This window comes from Streptomyces sp. NPDC048257, assembly GCF_043201855.1.
Taxonomy (GTDB): Bacteria; Actinomycetota; Actinomycetes; order Streptomycetales; family Streptomycetaceae; genus Streptomyces.
The window spans coordinates 191,738-210,232 of the sequence record NZ_JBICZI010000009.1 but is presented as its reverse complement, the minus strand read 5'-3'; the positions used below and the strand labels follow the sequence as shown (position 1 = coordinate 210,232).

Annotated in this window: 16 protein-coding genes; 9 read left to right on the top strand and 7 right to left on the bottom strand. The window is 72.4% G+C overall.

Features of this window, described 5'->3' with window-relative positions; all coding sequences use genetic code 11:
- Positions 1-18 precede the first annotated feature (18 nt).
- On the top strand, positions 19-1,602 hold the full coding sequence (locus tag ACGFZK_RS20295) for an extracellular solute-binding protein (RefSeq protein ID WP_393850312.1): 1,584 nt from the start codon (positions 19-21) through the stop codon (positions 1,600-1,602).
- On the top strand, positions 1,589-2,209 hold the full coding sequence (locus ACGFZK_RS20290; RefSeq protein ID WP_393850245.1) for a hypothetical protein: 621 nt from the start codon (positions 1,589-1,591) through the stop codon (positions 2,207-2,209). The genes ACGFZK_RS20295 and ACGFZK_RS20290 overlap by 14 nt, the downstream gene beginning before the upstream one ends.
- A gap of 113 nt (positions 2,210-2,322) precedes the next feature.
- On the opposite strand, the gene ACGFZK_RS20285 is transcribed toward ACGFZK_RS20290, so the two are convergent.
- Positions 2,323-4,152, bottom strand: coding sequence for a phosphoenolpyruvate carboxykinase (GTP) (locus ACGFZK_RS20285; protein ID WP_393850244.1), 1,830 nt, complete (start codon positions 4,150-4,152; stop codon positions 2,323-2,325).
- 220 nt (positions 4,153-4,372) lie between these two features.
- On the opposite strand from ACGFZK_RS20285, the gene ACGFZK_RS20280 reads away from it, so the two are divergent.
- The gene (locus ACGFZK_RS20280) at positions 4,373-5,086 is read left to right on the top strand and encodes a hemolysin III family protein (RefSeq protein WP_393850243.1); all 714 of its coding nucleotides are present in this window, start codon (positions 4,373-4,375) and stop codon (positions 5,084-5,086) included.
- 74 nt (positions 5,087-5,160) lie between these two features.
- On the opposite strand, the gene ACGFZK_RS20275 is transcribed toward ACGFZK_RS20280, so the two are convergent.
- Positions 5,161-7,212: a thioredoxin domain-containing protein gene (locus tag ACGFZK_RS20275; protein WP_393850242.1), complete on the bottom strand. Its 2,052-nt coding sequence runs from the start codon at positions 7,210-7,212 to the stop codon at positions 5,161-5,163.
- A gap of 294 nt (positions 7,213-7,506) precedes the next feature.
- Between ACGFZK_RS20275 and ACGFZK_RS20270 the strand changes: the two genes are divergently transcribed.
- Entirely contained in the window at positions 7,507-10,782 is a 3,276-nt protein-coding gene (locus ACGFZK_RS20270) for a tetratricopeptide repeat protein (RefSeq protein WP_393850241.1), read from the top strand.
- Positions 10,783-11,044: 262 nt separating this feature from the next.
- Here ACGFZK_RS20270 and ACGFZK_RS20265 read toward each other — a convergent pair whose 3' ends face one another.
- Positions 11,045-11,278: a hypothetical protein gene (locus tag ACGFZK_RS20265; RefSeq protein WP_393850240.1), complete on the bottom strand. Its 234-nt coding sequence runs from the start codon at positions 11,276-11,278 to the stop codon at positions 11,045-11,047.
- 2 nt (positions 11,279-11,280) lie between these two features.
- Positions 11,281-12,162, bottom strand: coding sequence for a mycothiol conjugate amidase Mca (gene mca, locus ACGFZK_RS20260; protein ID WP_393850239.1), 882 nt, complete (start codon positions 12,160-12,162; stop codon positions 11,281-11,283).
- 107 nt (positions 12,163-12,269) lie between these two features.
- On the opposite strand from mca, the gene ACGFZK_RS20255 reads away from it, so the two are divergent.
- Together ACGFZK_RS20255 and greA are read left to right on the top strand one after the other, a co-directional pair.
- A complete protein-coding gene (locus ACGFZK_RS20255) occupies positions 12,270-12,683 on the top strand; it encodes a DUF4307 domain-containing protein (protein WP_393850238.1) in 414 nt (137 codons plus the stop codon).
- A 158-nt stretch (positions 12,684-12,841) separates the two neighbouring features.
- Complete coding sequence (greA, locus tag ACGFZK_RS20250) at positions 12,842-13,339, top strand: transcription elongation factor GreA (protein ID WP_030009952.1); 498 nt, start codon at positions 12,842-12,844, stop codon at positions 13,337-13,339.
- A 170-nt stretch (positions 13,340-13,509) separates the two neighbouring features.
- Here greA and ACGFZK_RS20245 read toward each other — a convergent pair whose 3' ends face one another.
- The 3 genes from ACGFZK_RS20245 to ilvA all read right to left on the bottom strand — a co-directional run bounded on the left by ACGFZK_RS20245 (position 13,510) and on the right by ilvA (position 16,687).
- Positions 13,510-14,304 carry an ABC transporter permease gene (locus ACGFZK_RS20245; RefSeq protein WP_393850237.1) on the bottom strand — a complete coding sequence of 265 codons (795 nt, stop codon included), beginning with the start codon at positions 14,302-14,304 and terminating at the stop codon, positions 13,510-13,512.
- Positions 14,301-15,326, bottom strand: a complete 1,026-nt coding sequence (locus ACGFZK_RS20240; RefSeq protein ID WP_393850236.1) for an ATP-binding cassette domain-containing protein — start codon at positions 15,324-15,326, stop codon at positions 14,301-14,303. The genes ACGFZK_RS20245 and ACGFZK_RS20240 overlap by 4 nt, the downstream gene beginning before the upstream one ends.
- 128 nt (positions 15,327-15,454) lie before the next feature.
- Positions 15,455-16,687 (bottom strand): threonine ammonia-lyase, encoded by a 1,233-nt coding sequence (gene ilvA, locus ACGFZK_RS20235; RefSeq protein WP_393850235.1) that lies wholly within the window; start codon positions 16,685-16,687, stop codon positions 15,455-15,457.
- 252 nt (positions 16,688-16,939) lie between these two features.
- On the opposite strand from ilvA, the gene ACGFZK_RS20230 reads away from it, so the two are divergent.
- From ACGFZK_RS20230 to ACGFZK_RS20220, 3 genes are read left to right on the top strand one after another with little or no spacing between them, the layout of a single operon-like run.
- On the top strand, positions 16,940-17,461 hold the full coding sequence (locus tag ACGFZK_RS20230) for a MarR family winged helix-turn-helix transcriptional regulator (protein ID WP_030009956.1): 522 nt from the start codon (positions 16,940-16,942) through the stop codon (positions 17,459-17,461).
- Between the two features lie 57 nt (positions 17,462-17,518).
- Positions 17,519-17,941, top strand: coding sequence for a sigma factor-like helix-turn-helix DNA-binding protein (locus tag ACGFZK_RS20225; RefSeq protein ID WP_393850234.1), 423 nt, complete (start codon positions 17,519-17,521; stop codon positions 17,939-17,941).
- Positions 17,938-18,192 carry a hypothetical protein gene (locus ACGFZK_RS20220; protein ID WP_393850233.1) on the top strand — a complete coding sequence of 85 codons (255 nt, stop codon included), beginning with the start codon at positions 17,938-17,940 and terminating at the stop codon, positions 18,190-18,192. Before ACGFZK_RS20225 ends, ACGFZK_RS20220 begins: the two co-directional genes overlap by 4 nt.
- Positions 18,193-18,495: the final 303 nt, after the last annotated feature.

The following is an 18,495-nucleotide window of genomic DNA, read 5'->3' as shown; positions in this document are numbered from 1 at the left end:
TTGGTTCTCGCCGGGTTGATGGCCGCGACGGGCTGTAGCGCCGACGGGCCGGCCAGGCCCGAGGAGTCGAAGTACAAGGAGGGCCACCTGCGGGTGCTGGCCTCCAGCGAGCTCAGCGACATGGAGCCCGTACTGAAGGCGGCCAGGGCCGCCACCGGCATCAGCGTCGAACTGACCTGGTCCGGCACGCTGGACGCCGCCGAGCAGGTCGCCTCGGGGGCGGCGGACGGCAAGTACGACGCGATCTGGCTGTCCTCCAACGACTACCTGCGCCTGCGGCCGGAGGCCGCCGGGAAGCTCTCCAGCGAGACCCCGGTGATGTCCTCCCCGGTCGCACTCGGCGTGAAGCCCGAGGCGCTGGCCCGGCTCGGCTGGCAGCCCGGAGAGGTGACCTGGCCTGCGGTGCACGAGGCCGTCGCCGCCGGGAAGCTGACGTACGGGATGACGGACCCGGTGCGCTCCAACTCCGGTTTCTCGGCACTGGTGTCGGTGGCCTCGGGCCTGTCGGGCGCGCAGGCGGCGCTGAGCGACGCGGACGTGAAGGCGGCCGCGCCCCGGCTGAAGGAGTTCTTCGCCGGGCAGAAGCTGACCTCGGGTTCCTCGGGGTGGCTGGTCACCGCGTACGCCAAGCGCGGGGACGTGGACGCGCTGGTGAACTACGAGTCGGTGCTGCTGTCCATGAACCGGGATGCGACGGAGGCCGGGGCTCCGCTCACGGTGATCCGGCCGCGCGACGGCGTGGTCACCGCCCACTACCCGCTGACCCTGCTGACCTCGGCCCCGGCCGGGGCCCGTGACGCGGGGCGGGCGTTGACGGAGTACCTGCGCGGCCCCGAGGCGCAGAAGGCGATCACCACGCAGACCTTCCGCCGCCCGGTGGCGGCCGGGGTGGCGCCGGCGGCCGGGCTGGACGCCGAGAAGCGGCGCGAACTGCCCTTCCCCGGCTCGCGGTCGGTGGCCGACGGGCTGCTGGCCTCGTACGAGAACGAGCTGCGCCGGCCCTCGCGGACGGTGTACGTCCTGGACACTTCGGGTTCGATGAGCGAGAAGGACCGGATCGGGCGGCTGAAGTCGGCGCTCACCGACCTGACGGGCTCGGGGAGTTCGGGCACCGGGCAGCGGTTCCGCGACCGCGAGGAGGTGACGCTGCTGCCCTTCGGGTCCCGGGTGAAGAAGGTGCGGACGCACGTCGTCGAGCCCGGCAATCCGGGGCCCGCGCTGGACGCGATCCGCGGTGATGTGAAGTCGCTGGAGCCCGAGGGGGGTACGGCGGTCTACGGCAGTCTGGAGGCGGCGTACCAGCACCTCGGCAAGGGCGGCGCGGACGCGTTCACCTCGATCGTGCTGATGACGGACGGCGAGAACACCGAGGGCGTCGGGGCCGGGCACTTCGACTCCTTCTACGCGGCCCTGCCGCCGGCCCAGAAGCAGACGCCCGTCTTCGCGGTGCTGTTCGGCGACTCGGACCGCAAGGAGCTCACCCACATCACCGAACTGACCGGCGGGCGGCTCTTCGACGCCACCGGCACGGGGGTCCCCCCAGCGGTGGCTGGGGGCGGTTCGCTGGCCGGAGCCTTCGAGGAGATCCGTGGCTACCAATAGGGCCCGCGGGGCCCGCCGGATGCTCGGCTACCTGGAGTCGCGGAAGAACCTGACCGGGTCCGCCTGCGGTGTGGCCGGGCTGGGCCTGACCCTCGCCGGGGCGGCCGGCGCCTACTGGCCGTTGGTCGTCGCCGGGCTGTACGGCGCGGGGGCGCTGATCGCTCCGCCGGAGCGGGTGGCGCCGCCGCCCTTCGACCCGAGCGAGGAGGTCGGCGCCCTGCGCGCGGACTTCACGCGACTGCGGGAGTACCTGGCCGAGGTGGAGCTGCCGGCTGCGGCCGCGGCCAGGTGGGCCGGGCTGCTGGAGCTGTACGGGGCGCTGCTGGAGCCGGGGTGGGTGGCGCAGGTCCTGGCCACCGAGCCGGAGGCGGTGCATGCACTGTCCCGGGCGGTCCGGCGGGACGTGCCGGAGTGCGTGGACACGTACAACCGGACCCGCTGGTGGAACCGGTTCACTCCGGGCGGGGAGTCGCCGGAGCGCCACCTGGAGCGTCAGCTGGACCTGTTGTACGAGGAGGCGGAAAGAGTGACGGCGGACCTCCGCGAAGCAGAGGCCCGCCGTCAGCAGACGCACACGGCCTACCTCGAGGAGCGCGGACGCTCCTGAGGTGGGACATGTGCTGCGGTGGGAACCGCTTGGTCGGGGGCTCCCACAGCGGTGGGCGCCGCTTGGTCGGGGGCTCCCACGTTCGATGGCCCTTCTTCAGGGCGTGTCCTGGCTCAGCCCAGGCGCTCCACGAGGGCGTGGTACTGGTCCCACAGCTCCTTGGGAGTGTGGTCGCCGTAGGTGTTCAGGTGCTCGGGGACCAGGGAGGCCTCGTCGCGCCAGACTTCCTTGTCGACGGTGAGGAGGAAGTCGAGGTCCTCGGCCGGGAGGTCCAGGCCGTCGAGGTCGAGGGAGTCCTTGGTCGGCAGGATGCCGATGGGGGTCTCGACGCCTTCGGCGGCGCCGTCGAGGCGGCCGACGATCCACTTGAGGACGCGGCTGTTCTCGCCGAAGCCGGGCCACACGAACTTGCCCGCGTCGTTCTTGCGGAACCAGTTCACGTAGTAGATCTTCGGGAGCTTGGACTGGTCCTTGCCCTTGGCGACGTCGACCCAGTGGCCCATGTAGTCGCCCATGTTGTAGCCGCAGAACGGCAGCATGGCGAAGGGGTCGCGGCGCAGTTCGCCGACCTTGCCCTCGGCGGCGGCGGTCTTCTCGGAGGCGATGTTCGAGCCGATGAAGACGCCGTGGTTCCAGTCGAAGGACTCGGTGACCAGCGGCACGGCGGAGGCGCGGCGGCCGCCGAAGAGGATCGCGGAGATCGGGACGCCCTTGGGGTCCTCCCACTCGGGGGCGATCGTCGGGCACTGGGAGGCCGGGACGGCGAAGCGGGCGTTGGGGTGGGCGGCCGGGGTCCCGGACTCCGGGGTCCAGGCATTGCCCTTCCAGTCGATCAGGTGCGCGGGCGCCTCTTCGGTCATGCCCTCCCACCACACGTCGGAGCCGTCCGGGGTGAGCGCGACGTTGGTGAAGACGGTGTTCGCGTACATGGTCTTCATGGCGTTGGCGTTGGTGTGCTCGCCGGTGCCGGGGGCGACGCCGAAGAAGCCGGCCTCGGGGTTGATCGCGTAGAGGCGGCCGTCCTCGCCGAAGCGCATCCAGGCGATGTCGTCACCGACGGTCTCGACGGTCCAGCCGGGGATCGTGGGCTCCAGCATGGCGAGGTTCGTCTTGCCGCAGGCGGAGGGGAAGGCGGCGGCGATGTACTTCGCCTCGCCCTCGCCGGCCGGCGGGGTGAGCTTGAGGATCAGCATGTGCTCGGCGAGCCAGCCCTCGTCGCGGGCCATGACGGACGCGATGCGCAGGGCGTAGCACTTCTTGCCGAGCAGGGCGTTGCCGCCGTAGCCGGATCCGTAGGACCAGATCTCGCGGGTCTCCGGGAAGTGCGAGATGTACTTGGTGGTGTTGCAGGGCCACGGCACGTCGGCCTCGCCCTCGGCGAGCGGAGCGCCGAGGGTGTGGACGGCCTTGACGAAGAAGCCGTCGGTGCCGAGCTCGTCGAGGACGGCCTTGCCCATGCGGGTCATGGTGCGCATGGCGACCGCGACGTAGGCGGAGTCGGTGATCTCGACGCCGATCGCGGAGAGCTCGGAGCCGAGGGGGCCCATGCAGAACGGGACGACGTACAGCGTCCGGCCCTTCATGGAGCCTCGGAAGATCCCCTTCTCGCCCGAGAAGAGGTCCTTCATCTCGGCCGGGGCCTTCCAGTGGTTGGTCGGGCCCGCGTCCTCCTCCTTCTCGGAGCAGATGAAGGTACGGTCCTCGACGCGCGCGACGTCGGAGGGGTCGGAGGCGGCGTAGTAGGAGTTCGGGCGCTTCGTCTCGTCGAGCTTCTTGAACGTTCCCTTGGCGACGAGCTCCTCGCACAGGCGCTCGTACTCGCCCTCGGAGCCGTCGCACCAGACGACGCGGTCCGGCTGGGTGAGGGCTGCGATCTCGTCCACCCAGGAGATCAGCTCCTGGTGAGTCGTCGGGATGGTGGGAGCCGCGTTGTCGCGCGCCACGATTGCTCCTTGTTGAGGGGTTTGTTTGGTGTAGGCCCCGTGGGGGCTGCGACCCGGACGCTTCGCGCTCCGCTCATCCGGTGTCGACCGCACTCATCTGATCATCCGGTGCATGTGCGCATATGTCCAGAGGGCCTCTCACGTGAGCATTGCCACGTCCGTCAATCTTCCGTAAAGAGCACTGACGGAAAGCTACGGCCCCGTAGGTAGCATGGCGCGCATGACTTCTGATGCCGCCGCCGTCCCGGTCGTCGAGGCCACACCGGTAGTCGAGGCCCTGGAGGCGGCCGAGACCGCCCTGGAGGAAAAGCCGCTGCTGCGCGGCTGGCTGCACCTCGGGATGTTCCCCGCGGTGGTCGTCGCGGGCCTGGTGCTCATGGCCTTCACCGACTCCACCCGGGCACGGGTCGCCTGTGGGGTCTACATCCTCACGGCCTGCCTGCTCTTCGGCGTGAGCGCGGTCTACCACCGCGGTACCTGGGGACCGCGGGGCGAGGCCATCCTGCGGCGGCTCGACCACGCCAACATCTTCCTGATCATCGCGGGCACCTACACCCCGCTGACCGTCCTGCTGCTGCCGCCCTCCACCGGGCGGACCCTGCTGTGGGCGGTGTGGATCGCGGCCGCCGCCGGCATCGCCTTCCGCGTCTTCTGGGTCGGCGCCCCGCGCTGGCTCTACACCCCCTGCTACATCGCCATGGGCTGGGCGGCGGTCTTCTTCCTGCCCGACTTCATGCGCACCGGCGGGATCGCCGTCCTGGTCCTGGTGATCGTCGGCGGCCTGCTCTACAGCGTGGGCGGGGTCATCTACGGCATGAAGCGCCCGAACCCCTCCCCCCGCTTCTTCGGCTTCCACGAGGTCTTCCACTCGCTGACCCTCGCGGCCTTCGTCGCCCACTACGTCGGCATCTCGCTCGCCGCCTACCAGCACTGACGGAACAGCGAGGGGCCCGGCCGCGCAGGTGCGCGGCCGGGCCCCTCGTGTCGTGCACCCGGTCGTTCAGGCCCTCAGGGGCGGGCCGTGCCCAACTGCTCCGCCAGCTCGGCCGGATCCGTCGTGGGCCGCGCGCACACGAAGTGCCGGCACACGTACGCCGTGGGAAGGCCGTCCACGAGCGTGCGCTCGGCAAGGAGCGGGAACTCACCGCCGCCGTCCGCCGCAGAAGGAAGGCCGGCCGCCACCACTGCACCGGGAGCCGTCCCCAGCAACGCGGTCCGGTGCAGCAGCGCCAGCGCCGGGTCCTCCGGGTGGCCGGCGACCGCCACCTCGCGGGGCCCGTCGAGGAGCGCCTCGGCCACCGCCAGCCCGTGCCCGATGAACCGCGGCACGCGCGGCCCGAGCGCGTGCACCACCCCGAGCGCCCGCTCCGCCGCCGTGCGGTGGGCCTGCGACCCGGTGTACGCCGCGTACGAGAGCAACGCGCCCGCGGCGGCCGTCCACCCCGACGGGGCCGCCGTGTCGGTGGGATCCTGAGGCCTGCGGATGAGCTTCTCCGCGTCGTGCGCCGTGTCGTACAGCGACCCGTCCTCGGCGGTGAACCGGTCCAGGACCAGGTCGACGAGGAATCCGGCGAACTCCAGCCAGACGCCCTCGCCGGTCACGGAGGCCAGCGCGAGGAAGCCCTCCGCCACGTCGCCGTAGTCCTCCAACACCCCGTCGTTGCCGCCGACCTGGCCGTCCTTGCTGGTGCGCGAGAGCCGGGCCCGGCCGTCCATGTGGACGCGCACCAGCAGATCGGCGGCCTCGGTCGCCCGCTCCACCAGGTCGGGCCGCTCGAAGTACGCCCCGCACTCGGCGAGCGCCGCGATCGCCAGCCCGTTCCACGCGGCGACGACCTTGTCGTCCCGCCCGGGCGCGGGCCGCCGGCCCCGCTCGGCCAGCAGCCGCTCCTTGATGCCGGCGAGCCGGCCCGCCTCCGCCACGGGCCCGTCCTGGGGCAGCTGCAGCACGGACTTCCCGTGCTCGAAGGTCCCCTCCTCGGTCACCCCGAAGCAGGCGACGGCCAGGTCCCCGTCGTCCTCCCCCAGCACCTCCCGCAGCTCGGCGGGCGTCCACGCGTAGTAGGCCCCCTCCACGTGCTCGCCGGTCAGCGGGTCCGCACTGTCGGCGTCGAGCGCGGACGCGAACCCGCCCTGATCGGTGCGCAGCTCGCGGACCATGAAGTCGGCGGTCTCCAGTGCGACCCGCCGTGCGAGATCGGATCCGGTGGCCCGCCACAGGTGCGCGTACACCCGGCACAGCAGCGCGTTGTCGTAGAGCATCTTCTCGAAGTGCGGGACCACCCACTCCCGGTCCACGGAGTACCGCGCGAAGCCGCCCCCGAGCTGGTCGTAGATCCCGCCGCGGGCCATCGCCTCGCACGTGTCGGCGGCCATCTGCAACGCGCCCTCGGACCCGGTGCGCGCGTGGTGGCGCAGCAGGAACTCCAGCACCATGGACGGCGGGAACTTCGGCGCGCCGCCGAATCCGCCGCGCGTGGCGTCGTACTCCCGTGTCAGCCCGAGCAGCGCCTGCACGAGCTCCTCGGGGCCCGGGGCCTGGGCCTTCCCGTAGTCCAGCTCCCGCCCGGCCAGGTCCCGTACGATCCGCTGCGCGACCTCGGCAACCTCCTCGGGCCGCCCCACCCAGGCGGTCCGCACCCCTTCGAGCACCTGCATGAAGGAGGGCATCCCGTGCCGGGGCTCGGGCGGGAAGTACGTCCCGAAGTAGAAGGGCTCGGCGTCGGCGGTGAGGAAGACGGTCATGGGCCAGCCGCCCTGCCCGGTGGCGGCCTGCACGGCTTCCATGTAGACGGCGTCGATGTCGGGCCGCTCCTCGCGGTCCACCTTGATGTTGACGAAGTGCTCGTTCATGTAGGCGGCGGCCAGATCGTCCTCGAAGGATTCGTGGGCCATGACATGACACCAGTGGCAGCTGGAGTATCCGACGCTGAGCAGGACCGGCACTCCACGCTCCCGCGCCTCGGCGAACGCTTCCGGCGACCAGGGCCACCAGTCGACGGGGTTGTCGGCGTGCTGGAGGAGGTAGGGGGAGGTCTGGTTCGCGAGGCGGTTCGACATGGGGTCATCCTGCCGCACGGGGCCGGATCACGGCCGCAGGAGCGGGTCAGGTCGGTGGTCCGGTTCCTCGGGGCGGGTCCTGGTCGCGGACGGGGAGGTTCAGGGCCGCGGTCAGGGCGGTGGGCAACCGGTGCAACTTCATGTCGCCCTACGCTCACGGCAGTTGACGGATTTCGACTCGAATGCACGAGGGAGTGAGCACTTCCCTCTGATCTAGCTCAGATTCACTCGCGCTCGGCGGTGTCCCGCAGGACACTTGGGGCACGTTGCCGGAGCTCTCTGAGGGGGATGCCGATGCGGGACAGCCATCGCGGTGAGGCCGAGCGGCTGTTGGAGCGGGCCGTGGACGAGGCGGCGCAGCGGGGGGCGGGTACGGCGGGCGCGGCGGGTGGGGCGCTGGACCGGGCGACGCTGCTGGCGCGGGGCAGGGAGGCGCTGGACGCGCTCGCTGCGAGTGCGGCGCCGGAGTACGAGGCGTACGTGCACGCCCTGGACGAGGCGGCGGCCGGGGACCAGTCGCTCGGCGAGGCCTTCCGGCGGAGCAACAACTCCACGGCGCTGCTGGTGACGGCGGTCGCGGCGGCCACGGCCGTGGGCGCGGACCTGTCGCTCGGTGTCGCGGCCGGTACGGCGCTGACGGCGGGGGCGGTCGTGGGCATCGCCGGGGCGGTGGCGACGGCGGCGAAGGTGACGGCTCTGCACCTGCCGGCCGCGAACCGGCGGGCCGGGGAGCTGGGCCGGCCGGGCGGGCCGGAGCAGTTGAAGCTGCAGTGGCTGTCGGCGCTGGAGGTGCGCGGGATACGCCCCTTCCTGGAGCAGCAGCGTGCGGTGGCCGCGGCGGCGCGTGCGGCCCGGCCCGTGTCCCGGCCGGCGGCGCGGCCCGCTCCGCAGTTGCGCGGTACGGACCGCAGCGCGGAGGCGCGGCGGCGCAGTGCGCTGGAGCATTCCTTCGGGCAGCTGCCGGCCCCGGCCGAGCCGTTCGCGGGGCGGCGGGCGGAGCTGACGCGGATCGCGCAGTGGGTGCAGGCGGCCCGGGCGAGTACGGAGACCCGGCCGGTGGTGGTGGTGCTGCACGGGGAGCCGGGGGTGGGCCGTACGGCGCTGGCGCTGCGGGCGGCGCACGGTCTGCGGGACCAGTTCCGGGGTGCGTGTGTGGTGGACCTGCGGGGCGGTTCGGCCGGGGAGGCGTCCGGGGAGGCGCCGCTGGCGACGCGTGAGGCGCTGCTGCACCTGATGAACCGGCTGGGTGCGCCGCGTGAGCAGTTGCTGTTCCGTGAGGGCGCGTCGGCGGAGCAGCAGGTACGGCGCCTCGGCGAGCTGTACCACCAGCACCTGCGGGGGCTGCCGGTGACGGTGCTGCTGGACGACGCGGTGGACGCGGCGCAGGTGCGGATGCTGGTTCCGGAGCGTTCCGAGAGCCTGGTGCTGGTGACGGCGCGGGAGCCGCTGGAGCTGCCGGCGGACCTGGCGGCGTGGGTGTACCAGCTGCCGGTGGAGCGGCTGGCGCGGGAGGAGGCGGCGGAGCTGGTCCCGGCGCCCGCGGCGGGTGTGGCGGAGGAGGACGTGGCCGCGGTGGTGGAGCTGAGCGGCGGGCTCCCGCTCGCGCTGCGGATGCTGGCTCCGCTGGCGGCCGAGGGCCGGTCCCTCGCGGGCGGTGCGGCGGCGCACCCGGTGGAGGCGGCGCTGCGCGCGGCGGACGCGCGGCTGGCCGAGCCCGCCCGGCAGCTGCTGCGGCGGCTGCCGCTGGCCGGGCGGGCGTCCCTCGGCGGTGCGGCGGCGGCCGCGCTGGCGGACGTACCGGAGGCGGCGGCGCTGCGCACGCTGGAGGAGCTGTGGGAGGCCGGGCTGATCGAGCGGGTGCGCGGCCAGCGGTTCCGGATGCACGACGCGGTGCGTGCGTACGCGGCGGCGCGCTCGGTGGCGGGCGAGCACGGGGACCACGGCGAGGAACGGGACGAGGAGCGGGACGAGGAACGGGCGCGGGCCGCGGCGGCGCACGAGCGGCTGATCCGCAATTACGCGCAGCTCGCGGACGCGGTGATCCGGATGGTCGACGGGAAGATGTCGACGCGGGCGAACCAGTTCGGGGGGCACGGTTTCACGTCGCTGGACGCGGCGCTGCGCTGGCTGGACGACGAGTCGAGCTTCATCACGGCGGCGCTGCGGCATTCGGAGGGGGTGGACCAGCAGGCGGTGCTCGATCTGCTGGGTGCGCTGTGCGACTTCTGTCTGCTGCGCGGGGATCTGTACCGGCTGGGTGAGATCGATGAGCTGACGCAGGCGGTGGCGGCGGGTCAGAACGGGCTGAAGGGGCAGCAGGGCCGGCTGGTGCGGTCGGTGCAGTGGCGTACGGGTATCGCGGCGCGCCAGCTGGGCGAGCTGGACAAGGCCCGCACCACGCTGACCTCGGTGGTGGACCAGTACATGGAGGCCGATCAGGAGGCTGCGGCGGCGATGGCCCTGGTCTCGCTCGGCATCACCTTGCACCACCAGGGCAATCTCCCGGAGGCGGCGGTCCGTCTCCGCGAGGCGCTGGTGCTGCAGGAGCCGCCGGAACTGGCGGGCGACCGGGCGTGGGGGCTGCACGCGCTGGCGGCGGTGGAGCGGGACCGGGCGCATCTGGGCGAGGCGGCGCGGCTGCTGGAGACCTCGCTGGCGCTGCACCGGGAGAGCGAGAGCGTGCACGGGGAGGCGTGGGCGCACTTCCAGCTGGGTCAGGTGCACCTGCGGTTCGGGGACGTGCAGCGGGCGGAGGTGGAGCTGCGGCTGGCCCTGGACCTGTACGGGAGTACCCGCGACGACCGTGGTGAGGCCTGGGCGCTGACGCAGCTGGGCCGGGCCCGGGTGGTCGACGGGGATCCGGGACCGGCGGCCGACGGGCTGCGCGAGGCGCTGGCCCGGCACCGGGAGGCGGAGGACGCGCGCGGCGAGGCGTGGACGCAGTACTACCTCGGGCAGGCGCTGGAGGTGGGCGGCGAGCGGGACGAGGCGGTACGGGAGCTGGAGCGGGCCCGGACGATGTTCTCTCGGATGCGGGACGTGTACGGGCTGGCGTACGCCCGCCACCATTCGGGGCGGGTGACGCGGGACCAGCGTGCGGCGCAGACGGGGAACCTGCGCAACTCCGGCTTCGCCCGTCAGCTGCTGGTGGACGCGCGGGCGGATTTCCGGCGGATCGGGCTGGCGCACGGTGAGGCGTGGACGTGTCTGGAGCTGGCGGTGATCGACGCGGGCAACGGCCGTCTGTCCCAGGCCCTGGGTCTGTGCGAGGAGGCGGTGCGGCTGTTCATCTCCTACGGGGACCGGCGCGGGGAGGACTGGGCGCGGTTCCTGCGGTGCACGATGCTGCCGTACGCGGTGCCGGCGGCGCCGGAGGAGGCGCGGGCGGAGCTGGGGCGGCTGGCGCAGGCGCCGCACCCGGCGCGGGACGGCCGGCTGGAGGACTGCCTGGAGACCTACGGGGTGATCCTGGGCCGGGGGGTGGATCCGGCGGAGGGCTGGCAGGCGTGGCGGCTCGGCCTGGTGCCGAACCTGCACTCGCGGGAGGTCATGGGGGTGCCGCGCGCCTGACGCGGCGGGCGGGGCGGTCACGGAGCCGGGGCCGGTCGGAGCGGTCACGGAGCCGCGGGGCCGGCCGGGGCGGGTCGCGGGGCCGGTCGGAGCGGTCACGGAGCCGCGGCGCCGGCCGGGGCGGGTCGCGGGGCCGGTGGCCGCTGGTCACGGGAGCCGGCCCGGTGGCCGGGCACGCGCCGAAGCCGCCGCCCCACGGGTTCCCGGCCGGGGCGGCGGTCGTGCAGAGGTCCTGCGGTGTCTTACGGGGCCTTACGGGGCCTTACGGGGCCCGGGTGCCGTCCGCGCCGGGCGCGGCCGGGGCCGCGGGGTCCGGGGCCTCCTGGAAGTTCACCCGGCCCATGTGGCGGCTCATCGACTTCATCAGGGCCCACACGCCGAGGGCGAGGGCCGCGAACACGATGAAGCCCAGGATGCCGGGCGTCACCTTGTTCTTGTCGAAGGTGTCACCCGCCAGCGGGAGGAGCTGGGTCAGTGCTGCCTGCGTAGCGCTCATAGCTACGCATTCTCCCGGATGCCCGCGAAGAGGTCCGACTCGGGGAGGGAAGTGTCGACGAACGACTTCGCCAGCTCGTACTCCTCGGTGGGCCAGACCTCCTTCTGGATGTCCATGGGGACGCGGAACCAGCCGCCGTCCGGGTCGATCTGGGTGGCGTGCGCGATGAGCGCCTTGTCCCGGATCTCGAAGAAGTCGGCGCAGGGCACGTGAGTGGTCAGGGTCCGCTCCTTGCGCTCGAACTCCTTCCACCGCTCCAGCCACTCCCCGTAGGGGGACTCCATGCCGCGCGCGAGCAGCGCCTCGTGGAGGGCGATGGTGCGCGGCTTGTTGAAGCCCTGGTTGTAGTAGAGCTTCTGCGGCTGGTAGGCCGGGCCGTACTCGGCCTCCGGGTACTTCTCGGTGTCGGCCGCGCTCTCGAAGGCCAGCATGGAGATCTTGTGGGTCATGATGTGGTCGGGGTGCGGGTAGCCCCCGTTCTCGTCGTAGGTGGTGACGACCTGCGGCTTGAAGGCGCGGATCTTCTTCACCAGCTCGCCGGCGGCCTCGTGGACGTCCGCGAGGGCGAAGCAGCCCTCGGGCAGCGGGGGCAGCGGGTCGCCCTCGGGGAGGCCGGAGTCCACGTAGCCGAGCCATTCCTGCTCGATGCCGAGGATGTCGCGCGCCTCGTCCATCTCCTTGGCGCGGACCTCGTGGATGTTGTCCTCGATGTACTTGTCGCCCTGGAGCTTGGGGTTCAGGATCGAGCCGCGCTCGCCACCGGTGCAGGTGACGACCAGCACGGGGACCCCCTCGGACACGTACTTGGCCATGGTGGCCGCGCCCTTGCTCGACTCGTCGTCGGGGTGGGCGTGGACGGCCATCAGTCGAAGCTGCTCGGTCAAAACAGGATCCTCTGCGATTCGGCGCGACACTCAGCTCCTATAGTGACCGAACTGGGGGGCGGAAAATTCCAGGGGTGACCAAGCCGTCCCCGGCGAGAGGAACGATCATGAGCGCGGTGCGCGAGGGACTGCCCGAGGGCCGGTACGGCCGGTCGGCGGACGAGCGTGCGGACCGGAAGCTCAAGATCATCGGATCGGTGCTCGGCGCCGTGCTGCTGGGTGTGGTCGGCTGGATCGGCTGGGACTACGTCGCGGGACAGAGCGTGAGCGCCGAAGTGATCAAGTTCCAGGTGATTTCGGACACCGAGGTGAAGGTGCACCTGGAGGTCCGCAAGGAGGCCTCGGTCACCGGGGTCTGCTCCCTGAGCTCCCAGGACGAGGCGCACGGCGAGGTGGGCCGCGCCGACTTCACCTTCGCCCAGTCCGCGTCGCGCGTGGACGAGGTCGTCACCCTGAAGACCACCAGCCGGGCCACGATGGTCGAGCTGGTCGGCTGCCAGCCGGCGGATTCCGACCGCTAGCCGGCGGCTTCGCCCGCTGGGCCCCGAAGAGGATTGAAGACGCGCCCCACGAGGCAATGAGCCTCTGGGGTCCTCCCCCTTTTCTTCCCGAATTGTTAGGCTCGTGGTTTCGTCCGCCGCTGGCGGCCAGTAGTCCCCTGTACCGACGAGGAGCACCCGTGACCCAGACGAGCGAAAGCGTCACCTGGCTGACCCAGGCGGCGTACGACCAGCTGAAGGCGGAGCTGGACTACCTCTCTGGTCCTGCCCGCACGGAGATCGCCACGAAGATCGCAGCCGCCCGCGAGGAGGGCGACCTGCGTGAGAACGGCGGTTACCACGCGGCCAAGGAGGAGCAGGGCAAGCAGGAGCTCCGGGTCCGCCAGCTCACGCAGCTCCTGGAGAACGCCAAGGTCGGGACCGCGCCCGCGTCCGACGGCGTGGTGGCCCCCGGCACGCTCGTCAAGATCGCCTTCGACGGCGACGAGGACGACACCATGGAGTTCCTGCTGGCCTCGCGTGAGTACGCGTCCTCGGACTTCGAGACGTACTCCCCCCAGTCCCCGCTGGGCAGCGGTGTGCTGGGCAAGGCGATCGGCGAGGACGCCGAGTACGAGCTGCCGAACGGCAAGAAGGCCTCGGTCAAGATCCTGGACGTCAAGCCCTTTACCGGCTGATCACCCTCGGTCACCTTTTCCTTCCTGACCGGTGGGCCCGGTCGGACCGGAAGGCCCGAGACGCCCCGAACGCCCCGTACGACCTGTACGGACCTGTACGACCCGTACGCGGATGCCCGGCCGGGCCCACCCCGGCCGGGCATCCGCGTTTCCCGAGACGATCCGGGACGTCAACCGTCCGCACCGCGGTACTTGCGGACCGCGAGCGTGCGGAAGAGCAGGACGATCAGGACCGACCAGATCAGCGAGGCCCAGATCGGGTGGACCATCGGCCAGGCGTCGGACCGGGAGACGCCCGGGTTGCCGAAGAGTTCGCGGCAGGCCTGGACCGTGGCGCTGAACGGGTTCCACTCGGCGATGGGCTGGAGCCAGCTCGCCATGTTCTCGGTGGGGACGAAGGCGTTGGAGATGAACGTGACGGGGAACAGCCAGATCAGTCCGCCCGAGGTGGCCGCCTCCGGGGTGCGGACCGACAGGCCGATCAGCGCGCCGATCCAGGAGAAGGCGTAGCCGAGCAGGAGCAGCAGGGCGAAGCCGGCCAGGGCCTTGGGGACGCCCTCGTGGATGCGCCAGCCGACGAGGAGCGCGACGATCGCCAGCACCACCATGGTCAGTGCGGTCTGCATCAGGTCCGCCAGGGTGCGGCCGGTCAGGACCGCGCCGCGGGCCATGGGCAGGGAGCGGAAGCGGTCGATCAGGCCCTTGTGCATGTCGTCGGCGATGCCCGCGCCGGCGCCCGCGGTGGCGAAGGTGACGGTCTGGGCGAAGATGCCCGCCATCAGGAACTCGCGGTAGGCGCTGGCGCTGGTGGAGCCGCCGATCACCATCGAGCCGCCGAAGACGTAGCTGAAGAGCACCACGAACATGATCGGCTGGATCAGCCCGAAGACGACCATCTCGGGGATCCGGGTGAGGCGGATGACGTTCCGCCGGGCGATCACCAGGGAGTCGCTCAGGCCGCTCACTTGGCCGCCTCCTTCCGGGCCGGCTTGCGGCCCTTGGTCCCGGGGCCGGCCGGCGCGTCGTCGGCGCGCTCCTCCGCCGCCCGTTCGGCCGCGTGTCCGGTCAGGGAGATGAACACGTCGTCGAGGGTGGGGCGGCGCAGGCCGATGTCGTCGATCTCGATGCCGCGGCCGTCCAGCTCGCGGATGACCTCGGCGAGCAGCTTGGCGCCGCCCGACACGGGCACGGTCAGCTTGCGGGTGTGGTCCTCGACCGTGGTCTCGCCCTTGCCGAAGCCGGCGAGCACCTCGCGTGCGGTGGCGATGTGGTCGCGCTCGTGGACGACGACCTCGACGCGCTCGCCGCCCGTGCGGGCCTTGAGCTGGTCGGAGGTGCCGCGGGCGATGACCTTGCCGTGGTCGACCACGCAGATGTCGTGCGCGAGGTGGTCGGCCTCCTCCAGGTACTGGGTGGTGAGGAGGAGGGTGGTGCCGCCGGCGACCAGTTCCTGGATGATCCCCCACAGCTGCTGGCGGTTGCGGGGGTCGAGTCCGGTGGTCGGCTCGTCCATGAACATCACGGGCGGGCTGACGACGAGGGCGGCCGCGAGGTCCAGGCGCCGGCGCATGCCGCCGGAGTACGTCTTGGCCGTGCGGTCGGCGGCGTCGCCGAGGTTGAAGCGTTCGAGGAGTTCGGCGGCCCGGGCCTTCGCCGCCCTGGCCTTCATCTGGTAGAGCTGGCCGACCATCTGGAGGTTCTCGCGGCCGGTCAGGTACTCGTCGACGGCCGCGAACTGGCCGGACAGGCCGATGGAGCGCCGGACTTCGTCGGGGTGCTTGAGTACGTCGATGCCGGCGACGACGGCCTTGCCGCTGTCGGGCCGGAGCAGGGTGGTCAGGACGCGTACGGTCGTGGTCTTGCCCGCGCCGTTCGGGCCGAGCAGACCCAGGACGGTGCCTTCGGGGACATCGAGGTCCACGCCGTCCAGAGCCCGTACATCGCCGAAGGTCTTGACCAGACCTTCGGCGTAGATAGCGCCTGGCATATGGATTCTCCCAGTGAATTGGGCCAGTAGAATCGGGATATTCAGGGCATTTCTACGCAAATCCTATGGGCGGCGGGCAGGTCCTGCTCGGCCGAACGGGGGAATGTCCGCAGCCGGGGGCGTGCCCCCTAGCTCATCACCTTGTATCCCGCGCCGTGCAGGGAACGCGCGACTTCCGCGCAGTGCTCCGGGCCCTTCGTCTCCAGGTGCAGCTCCACCTCCACCTCCGTGAGTCCCAGCCGCGGGTCCGTCCGCACGTGACTCACGTCCAACACGTTCGCATCCACCACTGACAACACCGCCAGGAGTCCGGCGAGGGCCCCCGGACGGTCGGCCACGCGCAGCCGCAGCGACAGGTACCGGCCCGCCGCCGCCATGCCGTGGCGCAGGATCCGCTGGAGCAGCAGCGGGTCGACGTTCCCGCCGGACAGGACGGCCACCACCGGGCCGCCTCCGTACAGTTCGGGCTCGCTGAGCAGGGCCGCGACCGTACTGCACCCCGCCGGTTCGACCACCAGCTTGGCCCGCTCCAGGCACAGCAGGAGGGCGCTGGAGAGGGCGTCCTCCGAGACCGTACGCACGTCGTCGAGGAGCTCGCCAATGATTTTGAAGGGGACGTCGCCGGGGCGGCCGACCTTGATTCCGTCGGCCATCGTGTTCGGGTCGTCGATCGATACGGGGTGCCCGACCTTGAGCGAGGGCGGGTACGCGGCCGCGCCCGCCGCCTGCACCCCGATGATCCGTACGTCCGGCCGCAGCGCCTTCACCGCGACCGCGACGCCGGCCGCGAGTCCGCCGCCGCCGATCCCGACGAGGATGGTCCGCACCTCCGGGCACTGTTCCAGGATCTCCAGGCCGACCGTGCCCTGGCCGGCGATGATGTCGCGGTGGTCGAAGGGGTGGATGAACACCGCGCCGGTGCGGTCCGCGTAGTCCTGGGCGGCCGCGAGCGTCTCGTCGACGACCTGCCCGTGCATGCGCACCTCGGCGCCGTACTCCTGGGTCGCGGCCACCTTCGGCAGCGGTGCCCCGACCGGCATGAACACGGTGGAGCGGACCCCGAGGAGGGAGGAGGCCAGCGCCACGCCCTGCGCGTGGTTGCCGGCGCTGGCGGCGACGACACCGGCGGCCCGCTGCTCGGGACGCAGGCCCGCGATGCGGACGTAGGCGCCGCGGAGCTTGAAGGAGCCGGTGCGCTGGAGGTTCTCGCACTTGAGGTGGACCGGGGAGCCGGTGAGCGAGGAGAGGTGCCGGCTGCCCTCCATCGCGGTGACCCGGGAGACTCCGGAGAGCATCTTCTGGGCCCCCCGGATGTCGTCGAGGATGACCTGCGGAACGGGCTGGGGCACGCGGTAGTTCATGCCGCCAGTCTCGCAGCCCGGGCGGGGCCGGGCTCGGGGCTGCGGGAGGGGCTGCTGGAGGGGCGGGCTCGGGGCGCCGGGAGGGGCTGCGGGAGGGGCTGCGGGAGGGGCGATATCTCGCCATCCGGGACAGCCTCGGGGCGGGGGCCCGAACCGGCCGTATCAGTTCTCGTACGAGGCGTACGAGCCGCCGCACGGCCGCGTACTCTGTCCCCCAACCTTGTCGGACCCACGCGAAGAGAGCCCACGGCCATGCCTTCCACCCCGGCCAATTCCGATCTGCCCGCGGCGCCCGACGCGCCCGCCGGAGCCGGTCTCCTCGACGCGCTCCAGCACCAGGTGGCGGTCTTCGCGCGCCGGGCCGAGCAGACCCGTCTGGGCGGTGTGGGCCAGGCCCGCAATTCGATGGACCGCGCCGCCTACCTGCTGCTGAACCGGCTCGACCTGGAGGGCCCGATGGGCGTCAAGGCGCTCGCCGGCGGCATGGGGATCGACTCCTCCACCGTGACCCGGCAGGTCGCGCCGCTGGTCGACAGCGGCCTGGTCAAGCGGACCTCGCACCCCGAGGACGGGCGGGCCGTGGTGCTCGCGCTGTCCCCGCGGGGCCTGGCCCGGCTGGAGGAGGTCCGCTCCTCCCGGCGCGAGCTGATGGCCCGCGTGACGGAGGGCTGGAGCGAGGGCGAGCGCGAGTCCTTCACGGGGCTGCTCACGCGCTTCAACCTGTCGCTGTCGGAGCTGATGGCGGCCGTGGCCGAAGCCGGTCCCGCCTCCTGAGCGGAGTCCGTCCGTCCTCTTGACCTGGCCCGCCCCGCTGCCCGCACTATGTGGACTATGCGGGTGGTTGATCAACAGGCTGGCTCCTACGCGGAGTTCGAGGCCTTCGTCGCGGGCGCGGCGGGGCGGCTCCTGTATGTCGCGGTGCTGCTCACCGGTGAACCGGATGCGGCCCGCCGGCTGCTGGCGGGCGCGCTGGCCCGTACGTACGCGCACTGGCAGCGCCTGCGCGCGGACGATCCGTACGACTTCACCCGCCAGGAGCTGTGCGCGGCCTTCGCCCGGACCGGGTGGCGCCACCACGGGGACACCGGGCTGCTCGCACGGCTGAGTCCGCAGGAGCGGCTCGTCCTCGTCCTGCGGCTCTACGAAGGGGTCGCGGAGGAGGTCACGGCGGCGCAGCTGGGGCTGCCGGTCGAGCGGGTACGGGTGCTGTGCAATCGGGCCGTGGCCGCGCTGCGATCGCGGGAGGCGGCGTGAGCGGGGTCCCGGACCGGAAGGAAGCCCAGGTCAGGCAGCTCCTGGAGGGCCCGTACCCGACCGTGCCGGCGGGGCTGGCGGCGGGCGCGGCGGCCCGGGGCGACCGTCTCCTGCGGCGTCGCAGGGCGCTGCGCAGGTTCGGCTGGGCGGTGCTCTTCGCCGCGGCGGTGGCCTTCACGGTCTGGGCCTCGCTGACCCGCCCCTGGGCCGCCCCGCCGAGCGGGGTCTCCCCGCCGCTGCAGGGCTGGTAACCCGCCGAGCCACGTTCTGCCCCGTCGGCGGCCACGCTCAGCCCTGCCGGCGCCACTTCTGCCCTGCCGGCGGCTACGCTCAGCCCTGCCGGCGCCACTTCTGCCCTGCCGGCGGCCACGCTCAGCCCTGCCGGCGCCACCTTCAGCTCCGGCGGCGCAGTTGCAGCCTCGCCGGGCCACCTTCAGCCTCGCCGGCGTTTGAGGCGCGGGTCCGGGCGGAGCCCGGTGCCCGGCGGAGCCGGGTTTCGGGGGGGGGGGGGGGGGGGGGGGGGGGGGGGGGGGGGGGGGGGGGGGGGGGGGGCG